The sequence below is a fragment of the Agromyces sp. NPDC057679 genome, assembly GCF_042799635.1.
In the GTDB taxonomy this organism is placed as follows: Bacteria; Actinomycetota; Actinomycetes; order Actinomycetales; family Microbacteriaceae; genus Agromyces.
This window is the reverse complement of the sequence record NZ_JBHVIK010000003.1, coordinates 63571-89598: the sequence shown is the minus strand read 5'-3', so window position 1 is coordinate 89598 and position 26028 is coordinate 63571. Positions and strand designations below refer to the sequence as shown.

Here is a 26028-nt window from a genome sequence, read left to right as displayed (position 1 = left end):
CTACGCGTGCGTGAAGAACGACGCCTCGACGTCGCCCTCCGCATCGCCCGTCTCCCCCGAGACGACCACGTGCGCGGGCGAGAGCAGGAACACCTTGCTCGTGACCCGCTCGATCTTGCCGTAGAGGCCCTGCGAGAGGCCGCTCGCGAAGTCGATGAGACGGCGCGCGTCGGCATCGGACATCTGCGAGAGGTTGATGATCACCGGGACGCCCTCACGGAAGGACTCGGCGATGACTTGCGCGTCGCGGTACTGACGCGGGTGGACGGTCAGGATCTCGTTCATCTCCGCCTGCGGGGTGCTCGGTTGGACGTGGTGCTTGCGCAGCGGGGTCACCGCGGCGCCGGTCTTCGGCGCGGGGGCCGGGGCGGCGTGCACGACCGGAGCGGGTGCCGCCGCAGCCTGCGGCTGCGCGTGGGGAGCCTCGTGCTCGAGCTCCTCATCGGCGAGTCCGAGGTAGACCATGGTCTTCTTGAGCGGGTTCGACATCGATGCCTCCGTCTGTGTTCCGTCTCTTCGAGGTTAACCGGCGGCCGGCCGATTCCCGGTGATTGCGCTCCCGATCCGGAGGTGTGTCGCACCCTCCAGAATCGCCTCGCGAAAGTCGTGGGACATCCCCATGGACAGATCGCGGGCATCCGGTGCGAGCCGGACGACCCGCTCGGAGAGCTCGCGCACCCGGGCGAACGCGGGACGTGCCGGTGCATCAAGCGGGGCGACCGCCATGAGCCCGCGCAGCGTCAGTCCCGGCGTGCCGAGCACCCGCTCCACGAGCTCCTCGAGCCCGTCGGGCGCGACGCCGCCCCGGCCGGGATCGTCGGTGAGGTTCACCTGCACGAAGCAGTCGATGGATGCCTCGTCGGAGCGCAGCGCGTCGACGAGCGCCGGCCGGTCGACCGAGTGGATCGCCGAGGCGTAGGCGCGCACCTGCTTCGCCTTCTTGCTCTGCAGCTGCCCGATGAAGTGCCAGCGGAGCTCGAGGTCGGCGAGCTCCGCGGCCTTCGCCTGCGCCTCCTGGTGCCGGTTCTCGCCGATGTCGCGCACGCCGTGCGCGGCGAGCTCGCGCACGAGGGAGGCCGGGTGGAACTTCGTCACGACGATGGTCGTGATCTCGGATGCCTCGCGGCCCGCCTCGCGCGCGGCGTCCGCGACGCCCGCCTGGACGGCCGCGAGGCGGTAGCCGAGCCCGCTCACTTCAGGAAGTCGGGGATGTCGAGGTCGTCGTCGTTGTCGTCGAAGGCCGGGTCGGTGACGATCTGGTCGGCGCTCGAGCTCTGCGCCTCGCCCCAGTTCGCCGTCTCGACGAGTTCGTCGATGTCGATCTCGGCGATGACCTCCGCGACGTCCCCGCCGAGCGCATCTCCGAGCGAGCCGGTGCCGCCGACTCCCGCGCCGACCGCGGCGGCCGCCGCGGGGACGAAGTTCGTCCGACGCGCCTCGACCGGCTTCGCGTTCGGCTCGCCGCCGTCGAAGCCGGCGGCGATGACGGTGACGCGCACCTCGTCGCCGAGCGTGTCGTCGATGACGGCGCCGAAGATGATATTGGCCTCGGGGTGTACCGCCTCCTGCACGAGCCTCGCCGCGTCGTTGATCTCGAAGATGCCGAGGTTCGATCCGCCCTGGATCGAGAGCAGCACGCCGTGGGCGCCGTCGATCGACGCCTCGAGCAGCGGGCTCGCGACGGCGAGCTCGGCGGCCTTGATGGCACGGTCGGCCCCCCTCGAGGAGCCGATGCCCATGAGTGCGGAACCGGCGCCCTGCATGACCGACTTGACGTCGGCGAAGTCGAGGTTGATGAGCCCGGGCGTGGTGATGAGGTCGGTGATGCCCTGCACACCGGCGAGGAGCACCTGGTCGGCGGTCGCGAACGCCTCGAGCATCGAGATGCCGCGGTCGCTGATCTCGAGCAGGCGGTCGTTCGGCACGACGATGAGGGTGTCGACCTCTTCCTTCAGGCGCGCGACGCCCTGCTCCGCCTGCGTCTGGCGGCGCTTGCCCTCGAAGCCGAAGGGCTTCGTGACGACACCGATGGTGAGCGCACCGATCGACTTCGCGATGCGGGCGACGACGGGAGCGCCGCCGGTGCCCGTGCCGCCGCCTTCGCCGGCGGTGACGAAGACCATGTCGGCGCCGGCCAGCGCCTCCTCGATCTCCTCGGCGTGGTCCTCGGCGGCGCGACGGCCGACTTCGGGGTCCGCGCCCGCGCCGAGCCCGCGGGTGAGGTCGCGGCCGACGTCGAGCTTGACGTCGGCGTCGCTCATCAGCAGCGCCTGCGCATCCGTGTTGATGGCGATGAATTCGACTCCGCGGAGGCCGAGTTCGATCATGCGGTTGACGGCGTTGACGCCGCCACCGCCGATACCGACCACCTTGATGACGGCGAGGTAGTTCTGGTTTGTCGACATGTCCGGCCTTCCGTGCGAACTCTGAACCCTGAACCTCTAGTCGAAGGTTAAAGTTTTGCTGAGTATGCAATTCCTGTGATGACGGTACGAGGAGCACCGCGCGCGCCGCGCAAGGCGGGCTCGGCGTGTCGCGATCCGACCGCCGAGAAAGCCTCCGACGACCTCGCGCAGGGCCTCCGCGCTAGTAGGTGACCGCGCTCTCGGGCGACGAGACGTCGTACCCCGAGACGGTGTCGGGCGGTGCGACCGCCATCAGGCGCGCGAGCACCGCGGCCTTCGTGCTCGAATCGTTCGATCCGCCCCACACGACCGGCACTCCCCCGGCGAGTTCGAGCCGCACGTCGTCGGCCGTCTCCGCCGACGCGCCGACGAGCAGTGCCCTGACCTCCGCAGGCAGGCTGCGCACGACCGCCGCGACCGCCCGGAAGCCGTCCGAGGCGGTGCCGCCCGGGGTCTCGATGAGCGGCTGCCCGTCCGGACGCGACTCGGGTCGGTCGATGACGACCCCCGCGCCGTCGACGAGCTCGAGGCCGCGGGCGGTCTCGATGACGCCGACCGGCGTCCGCTCGACGATGCGCACGACCAGGGTCCCGGGCGGGATCGTCTCGGTCGAGTACGTCTCGATCAGGCGGAAGTCGGCGAGGGCCCGATGCACGTCCTCGCGCGTGACGAGCGGCAGCGGGGTTCCGAGCTCGCCGTCGAACGCCGCGACGATCTGCTCCGGCGGAATGCGGGCGGCTCCCTCGACGCGCACCTCGCGCAAGGCCATGAGCGGCGAGTACGCCCCGCCGACCACGACCACCACGAGCAGCGCCAGCGCTCCCCCGACGACCGCCCAGACGAGTCGGCGCCGGCGCGACCGCTTCGTGAAGCGCCGCACCTCCTGCTTCTCGTAGCGGCGACGCTCGCGCTCGGCCGCGGCCAGGGCTCGTCGCGCGCTCTTCTCGTCGACCGCCGGCTCCGGGGTCGGAGCCGTGGCGTCCTGCGGCGCCTCGCTCGGCGACCCTTCCGCGGCGAGTCCGCGGCGGAGATCGTCGAGCGGCACGGTCTCCTGATGGTCGCGCGACGCACGCGAACCCGCCGCACCGACACCGGCGCCCGCGCCGGCCACGACCGCGATCGGCTCGGTGCTCACCCGGTCGCCGCCGCGGGCATCCCGCGACTGCGGCGCCTGGGCGCCGGCCGCCGGCCCGGCCTGCGAGGGCGCCGGCCCGCCGAGCGACGGCCGCCGGGGCGGCCGCGCCTCGAAGCCCTGCGGCCGCTTCACGAGCGGACCACCGTCATCCGCGCTCCCGCTCGAGCGAGCCGAGCAGCTGCGGGACGATGCGGTAGACGTCGCCGCAGCCGAGGGTGATCACGAAGTCGCCCTCGCGGGCGATGCGCGCGGTGTGGTCGGCCGCCTCCTGCCAGTCGGGCACGAAGGCGACGTGCGAGGCGTCGGCGAAGCGTTCGCTCACGAGCGCGCCGGTCACGCCGGGCACCGGGTCCTCCCGCGCGCCGTAGACGTCGAGCACCACCGTCTCGTCGGCGAACTCCTCCAGCACCTCGGCGAACTCCTTCGCGAAGGCCTGGGTGCGGCTGTACGTGTGCGGCTGGTGCACCGCGATGATGCGCCCCTCGCCCACGACGGTGCGCGCCGCAGCGAGGGCGGCGGCCACCTCGGTCGGGTGGTGCGCGTAGTCGTCGTAGACGGCCACGCCGCCCACGACGCCGTGCAGCTCGAATCGGCGGCCGGTGCCGGCGAATCGGGCGATGCCCGCGAGGGATGCCGCGGGGTCGAAGCCGAGCCCCACGAGCACGGCGAACGCGCCGGCGGCGTTGATGGCGTTGTGCTTGCCCGGCACGAGCAGCTGCGCGCGGTGGTCGACGCCGTCGTACGCGATCGAGAACGCCACGGGTCCGTCGGTCTCGATGGAGTGGACCCGCACCGTGGCATCCGCCGCCTCACCGAATGTGACGACGTTCGAGTGCGACAGGCGCTCGGCGACCCGCTTCGCGCCGGCGTCGTCGGAGGAGACGACGACGAGCTCGCTCGCACGGTCGGCGAAGTCGACGAAGGCCTGCTCGAAGGCTTCGCGGGAGCCGTAGTGGTCGAGGTGATCGGGGTCGACGTTCGTGATGAGCGCGATCGCGGTGTCGTAGAGGAGGAACGAGCCGTCGGACTCGTCGGCCTCGACGACGAAGAGCTCGTCGGCGCCCGCCGCGGAGGAGACGCCGAGGCCCTCGATCACGCCGCCGTTGACGAAGCTCGGGTCGGCGCCCTGGGCGAGGAGGCCCGTGACGATCATGCCCGTCGAGGTGGTCTTGCCGTGCGCGCCGGCGACCGACACGAGGCGCTGTCCCGAGATGAGCCACGCGAGCGCCTGCGAGCGGTGCAGCACCGGCAGCCCGCGCTCGAGCGCCAGCCGGTACTCGGGGTTGTCCTGCCAGAGGGCGCCGGTGACCACGACCGCCTCGGCGTCGCCGAGGTTCTCGGCCGCGTGGCCGATCGCGATCTCGGCGCCGAGCTCACGGAGTGCGGCGATGTTCGCCGAGTCGCGCACATCGGACCCCGTCACCCGGTGGCCGGCGTCGAGGAACAGCCGTGCGATGCCGCTCATGCCGGAGCCCCCGATGCCGACGAAGTGAACGGCGCCGAGCTCGGCGGGGATCTGGATCGAGAGATCGGGCTTGATGGTCACGTTCGGGTGCTCTTCCTCGGTGCTGGTCGGTCGGGTCGTCGCACGACGACCGGGGGGATGTTCGAGGGCCGGATGCGCGGGACATCCGCCACGCTCCACGTTACGCGCCTCAGGCCGGGTGCGCGGCTCCCCCGCCGCGGGCGGCGTCGATGAGCGCGACCATCCGGGCGGTGCCGTCGCGGACGCCCACGGTCGCCGCGGCGGCGGCCATCGCGGCGACGCGATCCGCATCGGCGAGGAGCGGCACCAGCTCGGCGCCGACCCACTCGGGAAGGAACCGGGCGTCGTCGACGAGGATGCCGCCGCCCGCCTCGACCACGCCGGCCGCGTTGAACCGCTGTTCGCCGTTGCCGACCGGGTACGGGACGTACACGGCCGGGAGCCCGAGGGCGGCGAGCTCGCTCACCGTCGCGGAGCCGGCGCGCGAGACCGCGAGGTCGGCGACCGCCAGTGCGAGGTCCATGCGGTCGGCGTACTCGACCATGCGGTAGTCGGCGACGCCCGGGTCGTCGACCTCGGACTTCGCCCCGGTGATGTGCAGCACCTGCCAGCCGGCGCCCGTGATCGCACGGGCGCTGTCGACCATCGTGCGGTTGATGCGACGCGCACCGAGCGAGCCGCCGGTCGCGAGGAGCACCGGTCGGGCCGGGTCCAGGCCGAAGTACTCCGCGGCCTCGGCACGGAGCGACGCGCGATCGAGCGATTCGATCTCGCGTCGCAGCGGCATGCCGACGACCTCGGCGTGCGGCAACGGCGTGCCCTCGAACGCGACGCCGACCTCGGCCGCCCAGCGGGCGCCGAGCCGGTTCGCCAGACCCGGCTTCGCATTCGCCTCGTGGATGACCACGGGGATGCCCGCGCGACGCGCGGCGAGGTAGGCGGGGGTCGAGACGTAGCCGCCGAACCCGACGACGATCTCGACGCCGCGTTCGGCGATGATGCGCGCCACGTCGTCGATGGAGCGGCCGAACCGCGACGGGAACGCCAGGGCGGCCCGGTTCGGGCGGCGCGGGAACGGCACCTTCGCGATGGTGAGGAGCTCGTAGCCGCGCGCGGGCACGAGGCGGGCCTCGAGTCCCTCGGCCGTGCCGAGCACGAGCACCTCGGCGTCGGCGTCGCGCTCCCGGAGCCGATCCGCGACGGCGAGCAGGGGGTTCACGTGGCCGGCGGTGCCGCCGCCGGCGAGCAGGTAGACGCTCATCGCGCCGCACGCTCCGATGCGCGCGCCCTGCGGGCCGCTGCGCGCGCCGCCGCCCGCGCCGGCGCCTCGGGGTCGCGCGCGACCGAGAGCACGACGCCGATGGCGACGAGGGTCGTCAGGAGGGCGGTGCCACCGGCCGAGACGAGCGGCAGCGGGACACCGAGGACGGGGAAGACTCCGAGCACGACTCCGATATTGACACAGGCCTGGCCGATGACCCACACCATCACGGCCGCGGTGACCGTCTTCGCGAACATGGTGCGCGCGCTCCGCAGCACACGCGCGAAGGCGACCGCGAGCAGCACGAACATGCCGATGACCACGATCGCGCCGATGAGCCCGAGCTCCTCGCCGATGATCGCGAAGATGAAGTCGTTGTCGGCGGCCGGCAGCCACGACCACTTCGCCGCCGAGTTGCCGAGCCCGACGCCGAACACGCCGCCGTTCGCGAGCGCATAGGTGCCGTGCATGACCTGCCAGCACGAGTTCAGCGTGTCGGCGCCCCCGGTGTCGCAGTTCGAGTCGACGAACGACATGATGCGTCGCATCCGGTTCTCGCTCGAGAACGCGACGATCACGAAGCCCACGATCGCGACGAGGATCGGCACGAGCAGCAGGCGCAGCCGGACCCCGATCAGGAAGAGCGCGCCGAGCAGCATCGCCCCCATGATCATCACGGTGCCGAGGTCGCCGCCGAGGAGGACGAGGCCGATCGCCCCGCCGCCGACGAGCAGGATGGGCAGCACCCCGTGGGTGAAGTCGCCGAGCTTGTCCTGCTTCTTGGTGACGATGAGCCCGAGCCAGATGACGAGCGCGACCTTGATGAACTCAGAGGGCTGGAACTGCACCGGGCCGATGCGCAGCCAGTTGGTGTTGCCGCCGTCCTCGATGCCGAGGTCGGTGGCGACGACGAGCAGCTGCGGGATGCAGGTGATGATCAGCGCCGGCCACGCGATGCGCATCCAGAACCGCTCGGGCATGCGACTCGCGATGAGCATCGCCGGGATGCCGATGATCGCGAAGACGCCCTGGCGGATCGCCTGGTCGAGGAGGCCGCCGTCTTCGAGGTACGACTCGACGAGCGACGCCGAGAGCACCATGACGAGGCCGAGCACCACGAGGAAGAGCGTCGTGCCGAGCAGCAGGAAGTAGTCGGCCGACTCGACGCGGAAGACCCGCCCGAGCCGGATGCGGGCGGCCGAGACGCCCTGCTGGTCAGCCTTCTGGCGACGGGTCGAGCGGGGCGGAGTCGCCATCCGCCTCACCTCCCAGCATCGTTCTGACCGCCTCGTGGAACCGTCGGCCGCGATCGCCGTAGTCGGCGAACTGGTCCATCGACGCCGCGGCGGGCGCGAGGAGCACGGTGTCGCCCTCTGCGGCGACCGATGCGGCCAGCGCGACCGCCTCGGGCATCACCTGTTCAGTGTCGTCGGCGATCACCTCGAAGAGGGGCAGCTCGGGCGCGTGTCGGCGGAACGCCGCGACGAGGAGCTCGCGGTCGACGCCGATCACGATCGCCGCGCGGAGGCGCCCGATGTGCGCCGCGACGAGCGCATCGGCGTCGACGCCCTTGAGGAGCCCGCCGACGATCCAGACGACGCGGCCGAACGCCCGCAGCGACGCCTCGGCGGCATGCGGGTTCGTCGCCTTCGAGTCGTCGATCCAGCGGATGCCGCCGGCGACGGCCACGGTCTCGATGCGGTGCGCGTCGAGGCGGAAGTCGTTCAGGGCGTCGTGGATGACCCCGACCGGGACGCCGAACGAGCGGGCCAGCGCCGAGGCGGCGAGGATGTTCGCGACCACGTGCGGCGCGTCGAGGCCGCGCGGCTCGAGCTCGGCGCGCGTCGTGATCTCGAGCGCGGTGTTGCGCCGGTCGTCGAGGTACGCGCGGTCGGCGAGGATCCCCTCGACGACGCCGAAGTCGCTCGGCCCCGGCACGTCGAGGCCGAAGCCGATCGCCCTGGCGCCCTCCTCGACCTCGGCGTCCTCGACCATGCGCCTCGTCGCCTCGTCGGCGCGGTTGTAGACGCAGGCGTGCTTCGTGTTCGCGTACACCTTCGCCTTGGCCGCACGATAGGCCTCGAACGAGCCGTGCCAGTCGAGGTGGTCGTCGGCGATGTTGAGCACCGTGCTCGCCCACGGGTGCACTGCGCCGGGGCCCTCGGTCGGCAGGTGGTGCAGCTGGTAGCTCGAGAGCTCGACGACGAGCACGTCGAACCCGCCCGGGTCGCGCACCGCGTCGAGCACCGGCACGCCGATGTTGCCGCACGGCGCCGCCCGCAGCCCGTTCGCCGCGAGGAAGGTCGCGGTCATCTGCACGGTCGTGGTCTTGCCGTTGGTCCCGGTCACGAGGATCCACTCGGCGGAGTTCACCTTGTCTCGGACGCGCCAGGCCAGTTCGATGTCGCCCCACACGGCGATTCCCTCGCGCCCCGCCCACTCGAGCACCGGGTGGTCGGGGTGGAACCCCGGCGAGATCACGACGACCTCGGGCGCGAACGCCTCGAGCTCGGCGGGCACCACGTCGAGCGGGTGGCGCACGAGCTTCGCGCCGATCACCTCGAGGATGCGCGCGCGATCGTCGTCGACCTCGGGCGCGACGACGAGGACGTCGGCGCCGAGCTCGGTGAGGGTGTCGGCGACCGCGAAGCCAGTGACGCCCGCGCCGAGCACCGCGACCTTGAGCCCGCGCCAGTCGGCGTTCCAGCTCGTGAGGGTGTCGAGACGGTTCGAGGTCGGTGCCGAGGCATCCGCCATCAGCTCTGCAGCCATTCGAAGTAGAACGCGCCGACGCCGGCGGCGACGAAGAGTCCGCCGATGATCCAGAAGCGCACGACGATCGTGACCTCGGCCCAGCCCTTCAGCTCGAAGTGATGGTGGATCGGACTCATCAGGAAGATGCGTTTGCCGTGCGTCACCTTGAAGTAGGCCCGCTGCAGGATGACCGAGCCGGTCTCGATGACGAAGAGGCCGCCGATGATGATGACGAGGAGCTCGGTGTGGCTCACGACCGCGAGCGCCGCGAGCGCGCCGCCGAGGCCGAGCGAGCCGGTGTCGCCCATGTAGATCTTCGCGGGGTTCGTGTTCCACCAGAGGAAGCCGATGAGGCCGCCGACGATCGCGGCCGAGACGATCGCGATGTCGAGCGGGTCGCGCACGTTGTAGCAGCGGTACTCGTCGCTCGGGTTCAGGCCCACTGCGCCGCACGCCTGGTTGAACTGCCAGAAGCCGATGAACACGAAGGAGCCGATCGCGAGGATCGAGGCGCCGCCGGCGAGGCCGTCGAGCCCGTCGGTCACGTTGACGCCGTTCGAGGTCGACGCCGCGATCAGGCAGATCCAGACGACGTAGAGGACGATGCCGAAGAACGTGCCGAACACCATGAAGTCGAGCGGCAGGTCGCGGATGAACGAGATCTTCGTGTTCGCCGGCGTCACGCCCTGGTCGTTCGGGAACTGCAGCGCGAGCAGGGCGAACAGCGCCGCGACGATGACCTGCCCGGCGACCTTCGCCCAGCCGCCGAGCCCGAGGCTCTGCTTCTTGCGGGTCTTCAGGAAGTCGTCGACGAACCCGACCGCGCCGAGGCCGACCATCATGAGGAGCACCAGCATGCCCGACGCCGTCGGCCGCTCGTTCGAGACGAGCAGCGTCGCGACGAAGTAGCCGAACAGGGTGCCGAGGATGAAGATGATGCCGCCCATGGTGGGCGTGCCGCGCTTGACGTGATGGCTCTGCGGCCCGTCGTCACGGATGAACTGGCCCCAGCCGATCCGCGTGAACAGGCGGATGAACAGCGGGGTCAGGAACAGCGTGAAGGCGAGCGACAACGCTCCGGCGGTCAGCAGTGCTCTCACGCGAACCATTCTCCCAGTCGGTCGCCGAGGTGGCGGAGACCCGCCGAGTTCGACGATTTCACCAATATCGTGTCGCCGGGGCGGGCGCCCGCGGTGACGAGTTCGAAGGCCTCATCGGCGGTCTCGACGTACGCCGATTCGCCGTCCCACGATCCTTCGTTGATCGCGGAGATGTGCAGTCGACGTGCGGCCTGGCCGACGACGACGAGCTGCGAGATCCCGAGGCGCACGGCGAGCAGGCCGATGCGGTCGTGCTCCTCCCCCGAGAACTCGCCGAGCTCGCTCATCTCGCCGAGGACGGCGATCGTGCGGCTGCCCGGCTCGCGCACCTGGGCGAGCGTCTTGAGCGCGGCAGACATCGAGTCGGGGCTCGCGTTGTACGCGTCGTTGATGACGGTGATGCCGTCGCGGCCGCCCATGAGTTGCATGCGCCAGCGCTCGGCGAGGGTCACCTGCTCGAGGGCGGCGACCACGTCGGCGAGGGGCACGCCGAGTTCGACGGATGCCGCGATCGCGGCCAGCGCGTTCATGACGTGATGCTCGCCGAGCACCCCGAAGTGCACCCGCGCCTGCTCGCCGCCGGGCACCGTCACGGTGAAGTCGGTGCCGCGCGAGTGGGCGCGGAGCTCGGTCGCGCGCACCTCCGCGGTGTCGCCCAGCCCGAACCAGACCACGCGGGCGTTCGTGCGCCCGGCCATCGGCACGACGCGCGGGTCGTCGGCGTTGAGCACCGCGACGTCGCCGGGGAGGAGGTCGGTGACCATCTCGGACTTCGCCTGCACGGTCTTCTCGATGCCGCCGAACTCGCCGGCGTGGGCGAGGCCCACCTTCAGCACGATGCCGACGTCGGGGCGGGCCATGCGGATGAGCCGGGCGATCTCGCCGACCCCCGAGGCGCCCATCTCGGCGACGAGGAACTCGGTGTCCTCGGCGAGCTCGAGCATCGTGACGGGGGCGCCGACCTCGTTGTTGTACGAGGCGCGTGCGGCGACGGTCGGACCGACCTTCTCGAGCACGGCGCGCAGCAGGTTCTTCGTCGTGGTCTTGCCGTTCGAGCCCGTGACGCCGACGATGCGCAGCCGGCCGAGCGCGCGCACCCGGCGCACGACCTCGGTCGCGAGTGCGCCGAGCGCGTCGATCGAGTCGGCAACGACGACCTGGGGCACGGGCAGCTCGAGCGCGTGCTCGACGATGAGCACGGCGGCGCCGCGCTCGACGGCCGAGGGGGCGAAGCGGTGGCCGTCGTCGAACTCGCCGCGCTTGGCGACGAAGACGTCGCCCGTACCGATCTCGCGCGAGTCGGTCGTGACGGCGCCCGCGACGACGGTCTCGACCGTCGCGGTCGTTCCCTCGAGGTGGAGCGTGCCGCCGGCGGCCGCCGCGATCTCGGCGAGCGTGAGGGCGATCATTCGAGCCACCCCGCTTCGCGGAGCGCCTGCTTGGAGTCTTCGCGTGCCGAGTACGGGATCTTCACGCCTTTCACCTCGTGGTAGTCCTCATGGCCGGGCCCGGCGTAGAGGATGGCGTCGCCGTCGTCGGCGAGGGCCAGAGCGGCGCGGAACGCCGCCTTCGGGTCGGCGATCTCGTGGATCTCGCGCTCGGGCACGGCCTCGCGTGCGCCGGCGATGAGCGCGGAGCGGATCGCCGCGGGATCCTCGAATCGCGGGTGGAAATCGGTGATGACGACGACGTCGGCGCCGCGGGCGGCGATCGCCCCCATCTCGGCGCGCTTCGTCGTGTCGCGGTCGCCGTCGGCGCCGAACACCATGATGACGCGGCCGCGGGTCGAACGGCGGATCGCGCCGAGCGTCTGGAGGAACGCGTCGGGGCTGTGCCCGTAGTCGATGTAGACGATGGGGCCGCGATCGCCCGAGATGCGCTCGGCGCGGCCGGGGATGTACGCGTCGATGCCGCCGTCGCGCTCGAGCGCGGCGGCGATGCGGTCGAGGTCGTAGCCCGCTTCGGTGAGCATGACGATCGCGAGCGCCGCGTTCGCCGCCATGTACCAGCCGAGGAGCGGCACGCGGGTCTCGAGGCGACGGCCGTCGGGGGCCTCGAGCGCGAAGGCCGTGTACGCCGCCGCCTCCTCGAGGACGGTGAGGCGCCAGTCGGCGGGCACGTCGGCCTCGCTCGTCAGCGTCGTCACCGGGATGCGCGACTCGGCGACGAGCCGGCGACCCCACTCGGAGTCGACGGTGACGACACCGCGCCGCGCGCGGTCGGGCGCGAAGAGCTCGCGCTTCGCCTCGAAGTACTCGTCCATGTCGGCGTAGTCGTCGAGGTGGTCGTGGGTGAGGTTCGTGAAGCCCGCGACGTCGAAGACGAGTCCGTCGACGCGATGGCGCGAGAGTGCCTGCGCCGACACCTCGATGCCGACCGCCCGCACCTCGACCTCGCGCATGCGGGCGAGGAGCGCGTGCAGCTCGCTCGCCTCGGGGGTCGTCAGCGAGCTCGTGACGGCCTCGTCGCCGATGCGGCGCTCAGCGGTCGAGGTGAGGCCGGCGACGACGCCGAGCTGGCGGAGGATGCCGTAGAGCAGGTACACGACGCTCGTCTTGCCGTTGGTGCCGGTCACGGCGAACGTCGTCGCCGGGTTCTCCGCCGTCCGGTGGATCCAGGCAGCGACCTCGCCGAGCGCGGCGCGCGCGTCGGGCGTCACGAGGATCGGCAGCCCCGACTCGGCTGCGAGGGTCGCACCGGCCTCGTCGGTGAGCACGGCGACGGCGCCCGCATCGCGCGCTGCGACGGCGTACTTCGCCCCGTGGGCGTTGCGCCCGGGGACGCCGACGTAGAGGTCGCCGGGGCGCACCGCGCCCGAGGCGAGACCCGCACCGGTGACTTCGAGGTCGCCGAGCTCGCCGCGCACGTCGAACCCGAACTCCTCGGCGAGGCCGCGGAGCGATCGGGGGCTCGGGTGCTGCGGCCGGAGGGCCGTTGGAGGCGATCCGGTCACGAACCCAACTTTCTCACCAGGTAGCTGGCAGATCGGGCGCCGGAGCGCCGGATGGAACGGTCCGATACTTCTTCAGCACCTGGCTCATCACCTCTTGGAAGACGGGAGCGGATGCGGCGGACGAGTTCATCTTAACGGCATTCTGGAAGCTCACCGAAACGACGAACTCGGGATCGTCGGCGGGAGCGAAGCCCGAGACGGAGACGAGGTAGCCCGGCAGGTAGTGCCCGTCGGGGCCCGCGAACTGCGCCGTGCCCGTCTTCGCCGCAACGCGGTACCCCGGGATCTCCCACTGGTCGGCGAGCCAGCCGTCGGCGTAGACGCGCTCGAGCATCGCGCTCGTCTCGTCGGCCGCCTTCTCGGAGACGACACGGGTGCCCTGGGCCGGCGGCGAGGTGGTCTCGCCGTCCGCGGTCGTGCACCCGTCGACGAGCGTGACGGGCATCCGTACGCCGCCGTTCGCCAGGGTCTGGTAGACGCTCGCGATCTGCACGGCGGTCGTGGTGAGGCCCTGGCCGAACATGGTCGCGTACTTCGTCTGGTTGTCCCACTCGTCGGGGTCGCCGTGCAGGTCGCCGGCGGCCTCTTCGGGGAACCCGACCTCGGTCTGCTCGCCGAGGCCGAAGGCCAGCATGTCCTCGTAGCGCTGCCGGTCGCTGATCCGCTCGCCGAACTTCGACATCCCGGTGTTCGACGACTCGACGAGCACGCCGGTGAGGGTCAGCCGCTCGTCGTCGTGGTAGGAGCTGTCGTTGATGTTCGCGCCGTTCGGCGGAAGGTACCGGTACGGGGCGATGATCTGGTCGACGGGCGTCGCCTTGCCCGCGTCGAGCACCGACGCCGCCGTGAGCGCCTTGAAGGTCGAGCCGGGCTCGAACGGCGCGGTGAACGCGCGCGAGCCCCGGTCTTCGGCATCGGTCGCCCCGGGGTCGTTGGGGTCGACGGTCGGCACGTCGGCGATCGCGAGCAGGCGCCCCGTCTTCACCTCCATGACCGTCACGGTGGCCCAGTCGGCGCCGACCGCGCGACGCTGCTCCTCGGCGACGCGCTGCACGAAGTACTGCAGGTCGGCGTCGATCGTGAGCTTCAGCGTGCCGCCGTCCTTCGCCTGCTTGTGCACGATCTCGCTGCCGGGGATGGGCACCCAGTCGGCCGCGCTGTGGAGGTAGCTCACCTCGCCGTCGGTGCCGGCGAGGCACTGGTCCTCGGCGAGTTCGAGCCCGGCGAGCGGGGTGCCGTCGTCGTCCTGCACGAATCCGAGCAGGTTGCCGCCGACCGCGCCGTTCGGGTAGGTGCGGCTCGGGTGCTTCTCGGCGTACACCCACGGGACGTCGAGGGCCTTCACCGCGTCGTAGGCCGTGGTGTCGACCTGCTTCGCGAGGAACGCGTAGTCGGAGTCGGGATCCTCGGCGAGCTTCGAGGTGATGACGCCGACCACCTGATCGCCGGTGAGGCCGACGGCCGGGCCGAGCTCGGCCGCGGCCGGGGCGAGTTCGGCGACGAGCTCCTCCGTCGTGACCTCGACCTTCTGGCCGGGATGCTCCTTCTGCTTGCGCTCGAGCACCGAGAGCTGCGCCTGCTTCGGCGAGATGACGATGTCGTAGCGCATCACGCTGTCGGCGAGCACCGTGCCGTTGGCGTCGACGATGTCGCCGCGGGCGCCCCATACCTTGACGGGCTGCGACCTCGCGTCCTGCGACTTCGCGTTGAGCGCCGACGCGCGCACCACCTGGATGTCGACGAGCTTGACGACGAACACCCCGACCAGCACGACGAGCACCACCGCCGAGGCGAGGATCCTGCGCATCGGGTGTCGACTCGTCCGGTTCATCCGCTGCGGTCCTCGTTCGTGCTCGTCGTGCTGGTGCTAGTGGGTCGCGGGCGTCGGCAGTCCGTCGCCCACCGGCGGGGCGACCGGAGCCTCGACGGGCGCCTCGGCCCCCGCCTCGCCTTCCGCCCCCGCTGCGGTCTCACCCTTCGGAGTCTCCCCCGCGGGCTGCTCGGTGACGAGCGGCACGCCGTCGATGAGGGCATTCGGGACGAGCGGCGCGGAGGCCGCGGCTCCCCCGGTCGCGGCGGACGGGTCGCCGCTCACCGTGCCGTCGGAGAGCCGGAGCAGTACCGGGTTCGAGTTCGGCACCATGCCGAGGGCTTCGGCGTTCGCGGCGAGGTACTGCGGCGACTCGACCCGGTCGAGGTCCTCACGGAGCTGCTGCTCCTGCCGGTCGAGCGTCGACTGCTGCATGGTCGCGGCATCGATGTCGTAGGCGCCCTGCGTGATGGCGATCGACAGCAGCAGCTGCGCGACCACGATGACCGCGACCCCCGCGACGGCGATGATCGCGTAGGCGAGGCGGGGCTTCGCCCGCCCGGTTCCCGGCTCGGGCGCGGGGCGCAGCCAGCGGGGCCGCTCGGGCGCTCGCCGGGGCGCGGGAAGGGACTGGGCCGGCACAGCGCTCATGACGGCCTCCTCACTCGTTCTGCGGCGCGCAGGCGCACCGGTTTCGCACGCGGGTTCTCCGCCTGCTCGGATTCGCTCGCGAGCTCGGCGCCCCTGACGAGGAGCTTCCACTGCGGGCGGTGCTCGGGCAGCTCCATGGGGAGCCCGGCCGGCGCCGACGAGCTGGATGCGGTCTGCAGCACCCGCTTGACGATGCGGTCCTCGAGCGACTGGTACGCGAGCACGACGATCCGGCCGCCGACGGCGATCGAGTCGAGCGCTGCGGGCATCGCACGCTCGAGCACCGAGAGCTCCTCGTTGACCTCGATGCGCAGCGCCTGGAACACCCGCTTCGCGGGGTGCCCCTGCCGCTGCACGGCGACCGGGGTCGCCGCCTGGATCACGGCGACGAGTTCGGCCGAACGGGTGATCGGGGCCTGCTCCCGCGCCCTGACGATCGCTCGCGCGTAGCGGGCCGCCAGCTTCTCCTCGCCGTAGTCGAGGAAGATGCGCCGCAGTTCGTCCTCGCTCGACTCGGCGATGACGTCGGCCGCGGTGCGGCCCTTCGTCGAGTCCATCCGCATGTCGAGCGGGGCGTCCTTCGAGTAGGCGAATCCGCGCTCGGCGCGGTCGAGCTGGAGCGAGGAGACGCCGAGGTCGAAGAGCACGCCCTGCACCTCGGCGAATCCCTCGGATCGCACGGCCTTCGCGATGCCGTCGTAGACGGTGTGCACGAAGCGGGCGCGGTCGCCGAACTTCGCGAGCCGCTTGCGGGCGATGCCGAGCGCGTCGGTGTCGCGGTCGAGTCCGATGACCGTGAGTTCGGGGAAGCGCTCGAGGAACGCCGCGGTGTGCCCGCCCATTCCGAGGGTGGCGTCGACCATCACCGCGCTGCGCTGCTCGAGCGCCGGTGCGAGCAGCTCGAGCGTGCGCTCGAGCATGACCGGGGTGTGAATGCGTTCGATGTCCATGATTCCGCCTTGCCTTCCGGGCCTTCGAGCCCTGATCCCCATCCGTTCGTCCTGATGCGGGGAAGTGCACCAGGCCCGGCCGGCTGGGAGTCGGGACCCGTGGATCAGAAGAGTCCGGGGATCACCTCCTCCGCCGTTTCCGCGAAGGCCGCCTCCTGCTCGGCGAGGTAGCTCTGCCACGCCGCCTGATCCCAGATCTCCACCCGGCTGCCGGCGCCGATGACCGTGAGGTCCCGGTCGAGCCCCGCATAACTGCGGAGCATGGCGGGGATGGTGACCCGGTTCTGCTTGTCGGGGGTCTCCGCGGATGCCCCCGAGAGGAACACGCGCATGTAATCGCGTGCCTGCTTGCTCGTGACCGGGGCTTGGCGGATCTTCTCGCTCATGCTCTCGAACTCGCGGGCGCTGAATACGTAGACGCAGCGCTCCTGCCCGCGCGTGAGCACGAGCCCGTTCGACAGCTCCTCCCGGAATTTCGCCGGAAGAATGACGCGGCCTTTCTCATCGAGCTTTGGTTCGTAACTCCCGAGGAACACCACACCACCCCCTTTCCTCCGGCCAGAATCCAGGTGGCCCCACTTTACTCCACCTCCATCCACCGATCAACGACATTCGCTCGATTTCGCGGACCCGAGCCACGCGAAGCCCCGTATTCACGCGGAATTTCAGGGGTGGAGGGAGGTGGAGGAAAACGACACGCCGGGGAGGAGCAGAGGCGTCGATCCCCGGTGGATGGCCCGCCGACGGCATCAGGCGATCCCGCCGGAGCACCCGGGCACACGAAAAACGGGCCGATCAGACGATCGGCCCGTTCAGGTGGTGCGAAGTGGAGCGGCTACTCGTGCCCGTCCTGGCGGCGGTCCCAGCGCTCGTTCATGCGGTCCATGAATCCGGTGCGCGAGCGGGGCTTCGCCCCACCCGAGGACTGCTCGCTCGGCGCGGGCGCCGCGGCACCGCGCTTCGAGGGCGTGATCGCGACGAGGACGCCGGCGAACATGAGCGCGAAGCCCAGGATGCCGATGATCAGCAGTTGCGTCGCGACACCGATGATCAGGGCACCGACGCCGGCGACGGCGAGCAGCACACCGAGCACGATGGCGCGGTAGTTCGGGCGCCGACCCCGCACGCCGCCGACGGCATGCACGAAATCGGCATCATTGCGATAGAGGTTCCGCTCCATCTCCTCGAGAAGACGTTGCTCCTGCTCTGAAAGCGGCATCTCTTTCCCCTCAGGCTCGGGATCGACGCATCCGAGTCCATTCTAGCCCTGCGCTGCGTCGGTAGGCTAGGCGGGTGGCTCACAGCTCCCGACTGGTCGATATGGTGCACGAACGCATCGAGGATTTCCTCGCCGAACGCACCTCCATTCTCCGCTCGATCAGCGCCGACCTCGAACCGCTCGACGGCTTCTCTCGGCGCTTTCTCAGCGGAGGAAAGCGCTTCCGCGCGCTCTTCTGCTACTGGGGCTGGGAAGCGGTGCGCACCCGCGGCTTCAACCCCTACGAGTCGGCCGAAGGACCCGATCGGTTCCCGATCGTCTCGGCCGCGGCGGCGCTCGAACTCTTCCACGCCGCGGCGCTCGTGCACGACGATCTCATCGACCGCTCCGACACCCGCCGCGGCCTCCCTGCTGCCCATCGCCTCTTCGAGGGACTCCACGCCGAATCGGGGTGGGCGGGCGACGCCGCCGACTTCGGCGTCGACGCGGCGATCCTCCTCGGCGACCTGCTGCTCGGCTGGAGCGACGAGATCCTCGACGAGGGGCTCGACGCGCTCGACGACCGCGCCGCCGCCCGCGCGTCGCGGCGGGAGTTCATGCGGATGCGCACCGAGGTCACGGCCGGCCAGTACCTCGACATCCTCGAGGAGCGGGCCTGGGTCGTGCAGCCCGACGACGAGCAGCGGCTGCGCGCAGAACGGGTCATCGTCTACAAGTCGGCGAAGTACAGCATCGAGGCCCCCCTCGTGATCGGCGCCTCCATCGCGGGCGCGACCGAGTCCCAGCTCCGCGCGCTCCGCGACTTCGGCCTGCCGCTCGGCATCGCCTACCAGCTGCGCGACGACCTGCTCGGCGTCTTCGGCGACCCCGAGGTCACCGGCAAGCCGAGCGGCGACGACCTCCGGGAGGGCAAGCGGACGGTGCTCGTCGCGATCGCCCGCGAGCGGCTCGCGGCGGGCCAGCGGCGACTCCTCGACGAGCTCCTCGGCGATGCGTCACTGAGCGCCGAGCAGGTGCGGATGCTGCAGCGCACGATCTCCGATTGCGGCGCCGTCGACGAGGTCGAGCAGCTCATCGCGCGGAACGCGGCCCGGGCGGTCGCCGCCCTCGACGACGCACCGCTCGGGCACGAGGCGCGCAACGAGCTCGCCGCGATGGCGAAGACGGTCACCCGCCGCACGCGCTGAGCGGCGCGGCGTCGTCGACGTCGCGCTCAGGCCAGCGCCTGGGCGATCCGCCGCACCTCGGCCTTCCGGCCGGCGCGCAGGGCGTCGATCGGAGTCGTCCCGAGGCTGTCCTCCTCGGCGAGGAACCATTCGAGCGCCTCGCTGTCGCTGAAGCCGGCATCGGCGAGCACCATGGCAGTGCCGTGGATCTCGGGCATCGGCGCATCGTTCTTGAGGAACACGGAAGGCACCTTCAGCACGCCGTCGACGCGAGCGGCAAGCAGATGCCGGTCGTCGATCATGCGGCGCACGCGGCTGGGGCTCTCGCCCAGCAGCTCGACGAGGTCGGGAACAGTCAGCCAGGTGGTCTCGGCGGCATCGGTCACGTCACCAAGACTGCCATGTCCCGAGTCGTCGGAAAAGCAGTGCGTTGCGAATCCCGTCCATGACCGGGTCCGCGGCCGTGCCAGATCCGCACGCGCCGCCCGCACCGAGTCGGCGGACTCGCGGCGGGGTGTTTGACTCGCCCCGATGCCTGTGCGACGGTGACGGGAGTCGGAGCACCAGGCCGGCGAAGGGGGAACCATGGCGTACGACGTCGACGATGCCGGCGGACGCGAGCAGCGCGGATCCGGCGGACGGGGGTCGGCACGCGGCATCCGCGGGCTGCTCACGGTGCCGCTCGCGGTCGTGAGCGCCGTGGCGGTCACCCTCGGCATCGCGCAACCGGCCGAGGCCGCACCGCAGCCGGTCAAGCGACAGCCGAAGGCGAAGGCGACCACCCCCGGGGCGATGCGCGCCGCCGCCTCGCCCGCGGGCGCCGTGCCCGAGGAGGTCGTCGTCGCCGAGGGCGACACGGTGAGCGGCATCGCCGAGCGATTCGGCCTCTCGACCGCCGAGGTGCTCGCGCACAACGGGCTCGGTTGGTCCAGCATGATCTTCCCCGGACAGCGCCTGGCGCTGCCGGGCGGCCGGGCGGCGCCCGCGGCTCCGCCCGCCCGCGACGCGATCGCGAAGCACCTCGTCGCCGAGGGCGACACGATGAGCGGCATCGCCGAGCGATACGGCGTGGCACTCGACGAGCTCCTCAGAGTGAACGGACTCGGCCGGCAGTCGCTCATCTTCCCCGGCGAGGCGATCGTGCTGCCGCCCGACGCCGCCGACCGACCCGCGCCGGCACCCGTCGCCGCGGCGGTCCCCGACGAGCCGGCCGCGCCGTCCCCGGCCGACACCCATGTCGTCGTCGACGGCGACACGGTGTGGGACATCGCCGCCCGCAACGACATCGAGGTCGCGGCGCTCATCGCGGCGAACGGGCTCGACGCGAACGCGACGATCAGGCCGGGTCAGCGACTCGCGATCCCCCGTCCCGTCGCCGTCGTCACCGTCGCCTCCGTCAGCGTCGTCCTCACCGAGGAGATGCGCGCCAACGCGCAGCTCATCGTCGACGTCGGCCGCGAGCTCGGCGTGCCCGACTCCGGCATCGCCGTCGCGCTCGCGGCGGCGGCCCAGGAGTCCGGGCTAAGGAACGTCCGGCACGGCGACCGCGACTCGCAGGGCCTGTTCCAGCAGCGCCCGAGCCAGGGGTGGGGCACCGTCGAGGAGGTGCTCGACCCGGTGCGCGCCGCGAGGGCCTTCTACGGCGGCCCGGGCAATCCGAATCCGGGCGCCACCACGGGGCTGCTCGACATTCCCGGATGGGAATCGATGTCGCTCACCGAGGCCGCCCAGTCGGTGCAGCGGAGCGCCCACCCCGACCACTACGCCAAGTGGGAGGCGCAGGCGAAGGCGTGGCTCGCCGAACTCGGCTGAACCTCATCACGATGGGGTTTCGATCGGCGCGTCTGCGGCGTTTGTTCAGATGACGGCATATGCCGTTTCGTAGACTCGGACGGTGACCAGTGCACCTCCCGACCCCATGATCGGCCGTCTCATCGACGGTCGCTATCAGGTGCGCTCCCGGATCGCCCGAGGCGGCATGGCGACCGTCTACCTCGCGACCGACCTCCGTCTCGAGCGGCGGGTCGCGATCAAGATCATGCACGGCCACCTCGCCGACGACAACACCTTCAAGACCCGCTTCGTGCAGGAGGCCCGTTCGGCCGCGCGGCTCGCCCACCCGAACGTGGTGAACGTCTTCGACCAGGGCCAGGACGCCGACATGGCGTACCTCGTCATGGAGTACCTGCCCGGCATCACGCTGCGCGAACTGCTGAAGGACTACAAGAAGCTCACCCCCGAGCAGACCGTCGACATCATGGACGCGGTGCTCTCGGGTCTCGCCGCGGCCCACAAGGCCGGCATCGTGCACCGCGACCTCAAGCCCGAGAACGTGCTCCTCGCCGACGACGGCCGCATCAAGCTCGGCGACTTCGGCCTCGCCCGTGCGGCCAGCGCGAACACCGCGACCGGGCAGGCGCTCCTCGGCACGATCGCCTACCTCTCCCCCGAGCTCGTGACGCGCGGGGTGGCCGACGCGCGCAGCGACATCTACGCCGTCGGCATCATGATGTTCGAGATGCTGACGGGCGAGCAGCCCTACGTCGGCGAGGCGCCCATGGCCATCGCCTACCAGCACGCGAACGACGAGGTCCCGGCTCCCAGCTCGAAGAACCCGGCCGTGCCGTCAGAGCTCGACGAGCTCGTCCTGTGGGCGACGCGCCGCGACCCCGACGAGCGCCCGCGCGACGCGCGCGAGCTGCTCGACCGGTTGCGCGAGGCCGAGCCGGCGCTCCGCTCCTCGCACGTCGCGCTCACCACGCAGGCGACGATGGTCCTGCCGGCCGCCGGTGAGCTCCTCGGCACCGCAACGGCCGAGACGAACGTTCTCGGCGCGGCGGCGCTCGCCGCTCCCTCGAACATCACGACCGCCGAGGCGGTCGACGGCGACGACGCCGCCGAGCTCGCGACGAGCGCGGCGCGTCGCAAGCGCCGCGGCTACTGGATCCTCGCGCTCGTCCTCCTCGTCACCGGCCTCGCCGCAGGGACCGGCTGGTACTTCGGCGCCGGCCCCGGCGCCTACGTGACGATTCCGAAGACGACCACCCAGACTCCCGAGGCGGCGCTCGCGCTTCTCACCGACGCCGGCTTCGAGGTGAAGCAGGAGACCAGGACCGATCCCGAGATCCCCGCGGGCGCCGTCATCGACACCGACCCCGCCGGCGGGAGCTCGGCGCGCAACGGCTCGACCGTGACCCTCCTCGTCTCGGAGGGGCCCCGCATCCTCGAGGTACCCCAGGTCGTCGGCGAACCGGTCGACGCGGCCACCGAGCTGTTGGCCGAGTTCACCCTGCTCGAGCCCATCGAGCAGTTCTCCGCGGAGGTCGCGGCCGGCTCCGTCATCGGCGCGCTCGGCGCCGACGGCGAGGCCCTCCCGGCCAGCTACCCCGAACGCGGCGAGATCACGCTGATCGTCTCGGTGGGCCCCGTGCCGCCCGTCGAGGGCCTGCCTGTCGCCGACGCCGAGGCGAAGCTGAAGGACGCCGGCCTCGAGGTGAAGTACAAGGACCCGGTGTTCTCGAACGACGTCCCGAAGGACCACGTCGTCACCGCCGACTGGTTGAACGATCCCATGCGGCCCGGGTCGACGGTCGAGCTGACCGTGTCGAAGGGCCAGGACCTGGTCGCCGTGCCGAACGTCGTCGGCAAGCCGCTGCAAGACGCGATCGACGAGCTCGAGGCGGCGGGGTTCAAGGTCGCCCACAGCTTCCCCGAGGCGTTCATCGCCTTCGCCACGGTGAACGAGCAGAATCCGGTCGCCGACACCCAGGCCGTCCGCGGCAGCACGGTCACCCTCGTGGCGACCCTCACCGTCTGATCACGAAGGCCGCCGCACCGGTGGCGGGGCTCGCTGCGCTCCGCGCGCATGTCCGCATCGGCGCACCGGCGGCGTCACGACATCGTCGCCCGACACGAGATCGGCGCGGGGCCTCCGCCCGAGAAGGGGATGCCCCGCGCCGAAGCCGGATGCCGCGCGACTCAGCGCGCCGCGAGCTCCTCGGCCACGAGGAAGGCGAGCTCCAGCGACTGCATGTGGTTCAGGCGCGGGTCGCACAGCGACTCGTAGCGCGTCGCGAGGGTCGCCTCGTCGATCTGCTCGGAGCCGCCGAGGCACTCGGTGACATCGTCGCCGGTGAGCTCGACGTGGATGCCGCCGGGGTGCGTGCCCGCGGCGCGGTGCGCCTCGAAGAAGCCCTTCACCTCGTCGACCACGTCGTCGAAACGACGGGTCTTGTAGCCCGTGGGAGTGGTGATGCCGTTGCCGTGCATCGGGTCCGTCACCCACAGCGGGTTGGCGTCGCTCGCCTTGATCGCCTCGAGCAGCGGCGGCAGCGCCTCGCGGATCTTGCCGGCGCCCATGCGCGTGATGAAGGTGAGCCGGCCGGGCTCGCGATTCGGGTCGAGCTTCTCGACGAGCTCGAGCATCGTCTCGGGCGTCGTCGTCGGGCCCAGCTTCACGCCGATCGGATTGCGCACACGCGAGAGGAAGTCGACGTGGGCGCCGTCGAGCTCGCGGGTGCGCTCGCCGATCCAGATGAAGTGGCCGCTCGTCACGTACGGCGTGCCCGTGCGCGAGTCGATGCGCGTCATCGGCCGCTCGTAGTCCATGAGCAGGCCCTCGTGGCCGGTGTAGAACTCGGTGTGCTTCAGCGCCTCGAAGTCGGCGCCGCAGGCGTCCATGAACTTCACGGCGCGATCGATCTCGCGAGCCATCGACTCGTAGCGCGAGTTCGCCGGGTTCTGCGCGAAGCCCTGGTTCCACGAGTGCACCTGGCGCAGGTCGGCGAAGCCGCCCTGCGTGAAGGCGCGGATGAGGTTCAGGGTCGACGCGGCCGTGTGGTAGCCGCGGATGAGGCGGCCGGGATCGGCCGCGCGCGACTCGGGCGTGAAGTCGTAGCCGTTGACGATGTCGCCGCGGTACGCCGGCAGCGTCACGTCGCCGCGGGTCTCGTTGTCGCTCGAGCGCGGCTTCGCGAACTGGCCCGCCATGCGGCCCATCTTCACCACCGGCATCGAGGCGCCGTACGTCAGCACCACGGCCATCTGCAGCACCGTCTTGACGCGGTTGCGGATCTGGTCGGCGGTCGCCCCGGCGAAGGTCTCGGCGCAGTCGCCGCCCTGGAGGAGGAACGCCTCACCGCGCGAGGCGGCCGCGAGGCGATCGCGCATCGTGTCGACCTCGCCCGCGAAGACGAGCGGCGGCAGCGTGGCGAGCTCGGCCGACGCCGCGCGCGCGGCGTCGGCGTCTGGCCACGTCGGCTGCTGCTTGATCGGCAGTTCCCGCCAATAGTCGAGGCCCGCGATCACGGAGGGATCTGCGTTCACGAAGGGCTCGACAAGCTGTACCACGAGTGTGTCCTGAGGGGTGAGGGGCGCTGGCGCGCCGTGATGCGGAACGGCGACGCAGATCGCGCCGCCGCGCCTCGAGCCTACCGCGATTGCGCGGCCCGCTGCTCCTTCACCGAACTCGCGTACACGTCGACGTAGTCCTGGCCGCTCAGCTCCCGGAGCCGGTAGACGAGTTCGTCCGTCACAGAACGCAACACGAAGCGATCGCCCTCGAGCCCCTCGAACCGAGTGAAGTCGACCGGCTCGCCGACGATGATGCCGATGCGACGCACCTTCGGCAGCCGCTTGCCGATGGGCATGACGTGCTCGGTGCCGATCATCGCCACCGGGATGACGGGGACGCCCGATTCGAGGACCATGCGCGCGACGCCCGTGCGGCCGCGGTAGAGCTTGCCGTCAGGGCTGCGAGTGCCCTCGGGATAGATGCCGAGGATGCTGCCCTCGGCGAGCACGCGGAGCCCCGTGTTGAGGGATGCCTCGGACGCCTTGCCGCCGGAGCGGTCGATCGGGAGCTGGCCGGCAGCCTGGAAGAACACACGGGTCGCCCAGCCCTTGAGCCCCTTGCCGGTGAAGTAGTCGCTCTTCGCGAGGAAGACCACCGGACGGTCGACGACGAGCGGAAGGAAGATCGAGTCGATGAACGAGAGGTGGTTCGACGCGAGCACCACGGCGCCCTGCTTGGGCACGTTCTCGAGCCCGACGACCCACGGGCGGAAGATCGAGAGGAGGATCGGCCCGATCACGAGGTTCTTCATGATCCAGTAGAACACCGCACGGCTCCCTTCTCGTGGCGCATCGATCAGCCTACCGTCGGCTGCTCAGGCGTGCTCGGCGACCCAGACGCGGGCGAGGTCGGCGGCGCCGACGACCCCTGCGTCGTTCTGGAGCTCGGCGACGACGAAGTCGGGCTCGGGGTGGTACCCGCGCGCCGGGAGGTGCTCGAGGTAGGCCTCGCGGATCGGCTCGAGCAGCAGTTCGCCGGCGATCGCCACGCCGCCGCCGAAGACGAAGCGCTGCGGGTCGAGGACGGCCGAGAGGCTCGCGGATGCCGCGCCGAGCCAGTGTCCGAGCTGTCGGAGCGCCGCGACCGCGCCGGGGTCGCCCGCCTCGATGAGCCCGCCGACGATCGCGCCGTCGAGTTCGCCGTGCTCGGCGCGGGCGCGGGCGAGCGCCTGGCCGATGCCGCCGGCGTCGGCGATCTCGCCCGCCATGCGCAGCAGCGCCCGTCCGGAGCCGTACTGCTCGATGCATCCCCGCTGGCCGCAGCCGCAGGCGAGGCCGTCGGGCACCACGCGCAGGTGGCCGAGCTCGGCGCCGGCCCCGAAGCCGCCGCGGAAGAGGCGGTCCCCCGCGACGATGGCGCCGCCGACACCCGTGCCGATCGTGAGCATCACCATGTCGCTCACCATGCGACCGGCGCCGAAACGGAACTCGGCCCAGCCGGCCGCGTTCGCGTCGTTGTCGACGACGACCGTGCCGCCCACGCGCGCCTCGAGCTTCGCGCGAAGCGGCTCGTTGCGCCAGTCGATGTTCGGCGCGTAGTAGAGGGTCGACTGGGCCGCGTCGACGAAGCCCGCCGCCGCGACGCCGACGGCGCCGATCTCGTCGCCGCCGCGCAGGCCCTCGATCATCGCGACGACCGCGTCCTCGAGCAGCCGGGGGTCGGCCGGCGTCGGCACCCGATCGCTGCGGACGATGCCGCCGAGTTCGTCGACGACCGCTCCAGCGATCTTCGTTCCGCCGATGTCGATTCCGATCGCGTGCACGCGGGCGCCGCCTTTCGAGCATG

The 26028-nt window shown here is 71.3% G+C and carries 23 protein-coding genes; 3 read left to right on the top strand and 20 right to left on the bottom strand.

The window, feature by feature from the left end:
• From ACFVAJ_RS13300 to ACFVAJ_RS13225, 16 genes are all read right to left on the bottom strand, one after another.
• Positions 1–489: a cell division protein SepF gene (locus tag ACFVAJ_RS13300; RefSeq protein ID WP_376944825.1), complete on the bottom strand. Its 489-nt coding sequence runs from the start codon at positions 487–489 to the stop codon at positions 1–3.
• Between the two features lie 33 nt (positions 490–522).
• A complete protein-coding gene (locus ACFVAJ_RS13295) occupies positions 523–1194 on the bottom strand; it encodes a YggS family pyridoxal phosphate-dependent enzyme (RefSeq protein WP_376944823.1) in 672 nt (223 codons plus the stop codon).
• Entirely contained in the window at positions 1191–2405 is a 1215-nt protein-coding gene (gene ftsZ, locus ACFVAJ_RS13290) for a cell division protein FtsZ (RefSeq protein ID WP_157424338.1), read from the bottom strand. The genes ACFVAJ_RS13295 and ftsZ overlap by 4 nt, the downstream gene beginning before the upstream one ends.
• Before the next feature lie 181 nt (positions 2406–2586).
• Complete coding sequence (locus ACFVAJ_RS13285) at positions 2587–3672, bottom strand: FtsQ-type POTRA domain-containing protein (RefSeq protein ID WP_376944821.1); 1086 nt, start codon at positions 3670–3672, stop codon at positions 2587–2589.
• 13 nt (positions 3673–3685) lie between these two features.
• Positions 3686–5086: a UDP-N-acetylmuramate--L-alanine ligase gene (gene murC / locus ACFVAJ_RS13280; protein ID WP_376944819.1), complete on the bottom strand. Its 1401-nt coding sequence runs from the start codon at positions 5084–5086 to the stop codon at positions 3686–3688.
• Between the two features lie 109 nt (positions 5087–5195).
• Complete coding sequence (gene murG / locus ACFVAJ_RS13275; RefSeq protein WP_376944817.1) at positions 5196–6287, bottom strand: undecaprenyldiphospho-muramoylpentapeptide beta-N-acetylglucosaminyltransferase; 1092 nt, start codon at positions 6285–6287, stop codon at positions 5196–5198.
• Positions 6284–7543, bottom strand: coding sequence for a putative lipid II flippase FtsW (gene ftsW / locus ACFVAJ_RS13270; RefSeq protein WP_376944815.1), 1260 nt, complete (start codon positions 7541–7543; stop codon positions 6284–6286). The genes murG and ftsW overlap by 4 nt, the downstream gene beginning before the upstream one ends.
• The gene (murD, locus tag ACFVAJ_RS13265; RefSeq protein WP_376944813.1) at positions 7503–9059 is read right to left on the bottom strand and encodes a UDP-N-acetylmuramoyl-L-alanine--D-glutamate ligase; all 1557 of its coding nucleotides are present in this window, start codon (positions 9057–9059) and stop codon (positions 7503–7505) included. Before murD ends, ftsW begins: the two co-directional genes overlap by 41 nt.
• Positions 9044–10141: a phospho-N-acetylmuramoyl-pentapeptide-transferase gene (mraY, locus tag ACFVAJ_RS13260; RefSeq protein ID WP_376944811.1), complete on the bottom strand. Its 1098-nt coding sequence runs from the start codon at positions 10139–10141 to the stop codon at positions 9044–9046. The genes murD and mraY overlap by 16 nt, the downstream gene beginning before the upstream one ends.
• Positions 10138–11550 carry a UDP-N-acetylmuramoyl-tripeptide--D-alanyl-D-alanine ligase gene (murF, locus tag ACFVAJ_RS13255; RefSeq protein WP_376944809.1) on the bottom strand — a complete coding sequence of 471 codons (1413 nt, stop codon included), beginning with the start codon at positions 11548–11550 and terminating at the stop codon, positions 10138–10140. The genes mraY and murF overlap by 4 nt, the downstream gene beginning before the upstream one ends.
• A complete protein-coding gene (locus ACFVAJ_RS13250) occupies positions 11547–13094 on the bottom strand; it encodes a Mur ligase family protein (RefSeq protein WP_376944807.1) in 1548 nt (515 codons plus the stop codon). Before ACFVAJ_RS13250 ends, murF begins: the two co-directional genes overlap by 4 nt.
• A 13-nt stretch (positions 13095–13107) precedes the next feature.
• Positions 13108–14901, bottom strand: coding sequence for a peptidoglycan D,D-transpeptidase FtsI family protein (locus tag ACFVAJ_RS13245; RefSeq protein WP_376944805.1), 1794 nt, complete (start codon positions 14899–14901; stop codon positions 13108–13110).
• Between the two features lie 60 nt (positions 14902–14961).
• Positions 14962–15555 carry a hypothetical protein gene (locus ACFVAJ_RS13240; protein WP_376944803.1) on the bottom strand — a complete coding sequence of 198 codons (594 nt, stop codon included), beginning with the start codon at positions 15553–15555 and terminating at the stop codon, positions 14962–14964.
• A complete protein-coding gene (gene rsmH / locus ACFVAJ_RS13235; protein WP_376944801.1) occupies positions 15552–16505 on the bottom strand; it encodes a 16S rRNA (cytosine(1402)-N(4))-methyltransferase RsmH in 954 nt (317 codons plus the stop codon). The genes ACFVAJ_RS13240 and rsmH overlap by 4 nt, the downstream gene beginning before the upstream one ends.
• A 104-nt stretch (positions 16506–16609) precedes the next feature.
• Positions 16610–17041, bottom strand: coding sequence for a division/cell wall cluster transcriptional repressor MraZ (mraZ, locus tag ACFVAJ_RS13230; RefSeq protein WP_026378744.1), 432 nt, complete (start codon positions 17039–17041; stop codon positions 16610–16612).
• 299 nt (positions 17042–17340) lie between these two features.
• Positions 17341–17724 (bottom strand): DUF3040 domain-containing protein, encoded by a 384-nt coding sequence (locus ACFVAJ_RS13225; protein ID WP_376944799.1) that lies wholly within the window; start codon positions 17722–17724, stop codon positions 17341–17343.
• A 74-nt stretch (positions 17725–17798) separates the two neighbouring features.
• On the opposite strand from ACFVAJ_RS13225, the gene ACFVAJ_RS13220 reads away from it, so the two are divergent.
• Entirely contained in the window at positions 17799–18911 is a 1113-nt protein-coding gene (locus ACFVAJ_RS13220) for a polyprenyl synthetase family protein (protein WP_376944797.1), read from the top strand.
• A 26-nt stretch (positions 18912–18937) separates the two neighbouring features.
• On the opposite strand, the gene ACFVAJ_RS13215 is transcribed toward ACFVAJ_RS13220, so the two are convergent.
• Positions 18938–19276 carry an Rv2175c family DNA-binding protein gene (locus ACFVAJ_RS13215; RefSeq protein ID WP_376944795.1) on the bottom strand — a complete coding sequence of 113 codons (339 nt, stop codon included), beginning with the start codon at positions 19274–19276 and terminating at the stop codon, positions 18938–18940.
• Positions 19277–19475: 199 nt separating this feature from the next.
• On the opposite strand from ACFVAJ_RS13215, the gene ACFVAJ_RS13210 reads away from it, so the two are divergent.
• A complete protein-coding gene (locus ACFVAJ_RS13210) occupies positions 19476–20702 on the top strand; it encodes a LysM peptidoglycan-binding domain-containing protein (RefSeq protein ID WP_376944793.1) in 1227 nt (408 codons plus the stop codon).
• Between the two features lie 82 nt (positions 20703–20784).
• Complete coding sequence (gene pknB, locus ACFVAJ_RS13205; RefSeq protein WP_376944791.1) at positions 20785–22707, top strand: Stk1 family PASTA domain-containing Ser/Thr kinase; 1923 nt, start codon at positions 20785–20787, stop codon at positions 22705–22707.
• 161 nt (positions 22708–22868) lie between these two features.
• Here the strand turns inward: pknB and ACFVAJ_RS13200 are convergent, their stop codons facing one another.
• The 3 genes from ACFVAJ_RS13200 to ACFVAJ_RS13190 all read right to left on the bottom strand — a co-directional run bounded on the left by ACFVAJ_RS13200 (position 22869) and on the right by ACFVAJ_RS13190 (position 26005).
• Complete coding sequence (locus tag ACFVAJ_RS13200) at positions 22869–24197, bottom strand: class II 3-deoxy-7-phosphoheptulonate synthase (protein WP_376945830.1); 1329 nt, start codon at positions 24195–24197, stop codon at positions 22869–22871.
• Positions 24198–24319: 122 nt separating this feature from the next.
• Positions 24320–25009, bottom strand: a complete 690-nt coding sequence (locus ACFVAJ_RS13195) for a lysophospholipid acyltransferase family protein (RefSeq protein WP_376944789.1) — start codon at positions 25007–25009, stop codon at positions 24320–24322.
• A gap of 48 nt (positions 25010–25057) precedes the next feature.
• Positions 25058–26005: an ROK family glucokinase gene (locus tag ACFVAJ_RS13190; protein WP_376944787.1), complete on the bottom strand. Its 948-nt coding sequence runs from the start codon at positions 26003–26005 to the stop codon at positions 25058–25060.
• Between the last annotated feature and the right edge of the window lie 23 nt (positions 26006–26028).

What these genes read in the sequence shown, in the direction of transcription:
- murG (WP_376944817.1), bottom strand. Translation starts at nt 6,287, where the DNA reads ATGAGCGTCTACCTGCTCGCCGGCGGCGGCACCGCCGGCCACGTGAAC.
- ftsZ (WP_157424338.1), bottom strand. Translation starts at nt 2,405, where the DNA reads ATGTCGACAAACCAGAACTACCTCGCCGTCATCAAGGTGGTCGGTATC.
- murD (WP_376944813.1), bottom strand. Translation starts at nt 9,059, where the DNA reads ATGGCTGCAGAGCTGATGGCGGATGCCTCGGCACCGACCTCGAACCGT.
- murF (WP_376944809.1), bottom strand. Translation starts at nt 11,550, where the DNA reads ATGATCGCCCTCACGCTCGCCGAGATCGCGGCGGCCGCCGGCGGCACG.
- ftsW (WP_376944815.1), bottom strand. Translation starts at nt 7,543, where the DNA reads ATGGCGACTCCGCCCCGCTCGACCCGTCGCCAGAAGGCTGACCAGCAG.
- rsmH (WP_376944801.1), bottom strand. Translation starts at nt 16,505, where the DNA reads ATGGACATCGAACGCATTCACACCCCGGTCATGCTCGAGCGCACGCTC.
- ACFVAJ_RS13245 (WP_376944805.1), bottom strand. Translation starts at nt 14,901, where the DNA reads ATGCGCAGGATCCTCGCCTCGGCGGTGGTGCTCGTCGTGCTGGTCGGG.
- ACFVAJ_RS13225 (WP_376944799.1), bottom strand. Translation starts at nt 17,724, where the DNA reads ATGCCGCTTTCAGAGCAGGAGCAACGTCTTCTCGAGGAGATGGAGCGG.
- ACFVAJ_RS13300 (WP_376944825.1), bottom strand. Translation starts at nt 489, where the DNA reads ATGTCGAACCCGCTCAAGAAGACCATGGTCTACCTCGGACTCGCCGAT.
- ACFVAJ_RS13240 (WP_376944803.1), bottom strand. Translation starts at nt 15,555, where the DNA reads ATGAGCGCTGTGCCGGCCCAGTCCCTTCCCGCGCCCCGGCGAGCGCCC.
- ACFVAJ_RS13210 (WP_376944793.1), top strand. Translation starts at nt 19,476, where the DNA reads ATGGCGTACGACGTCGACGATGCCGGCGGACGCGAGCAGCGCGGATCC.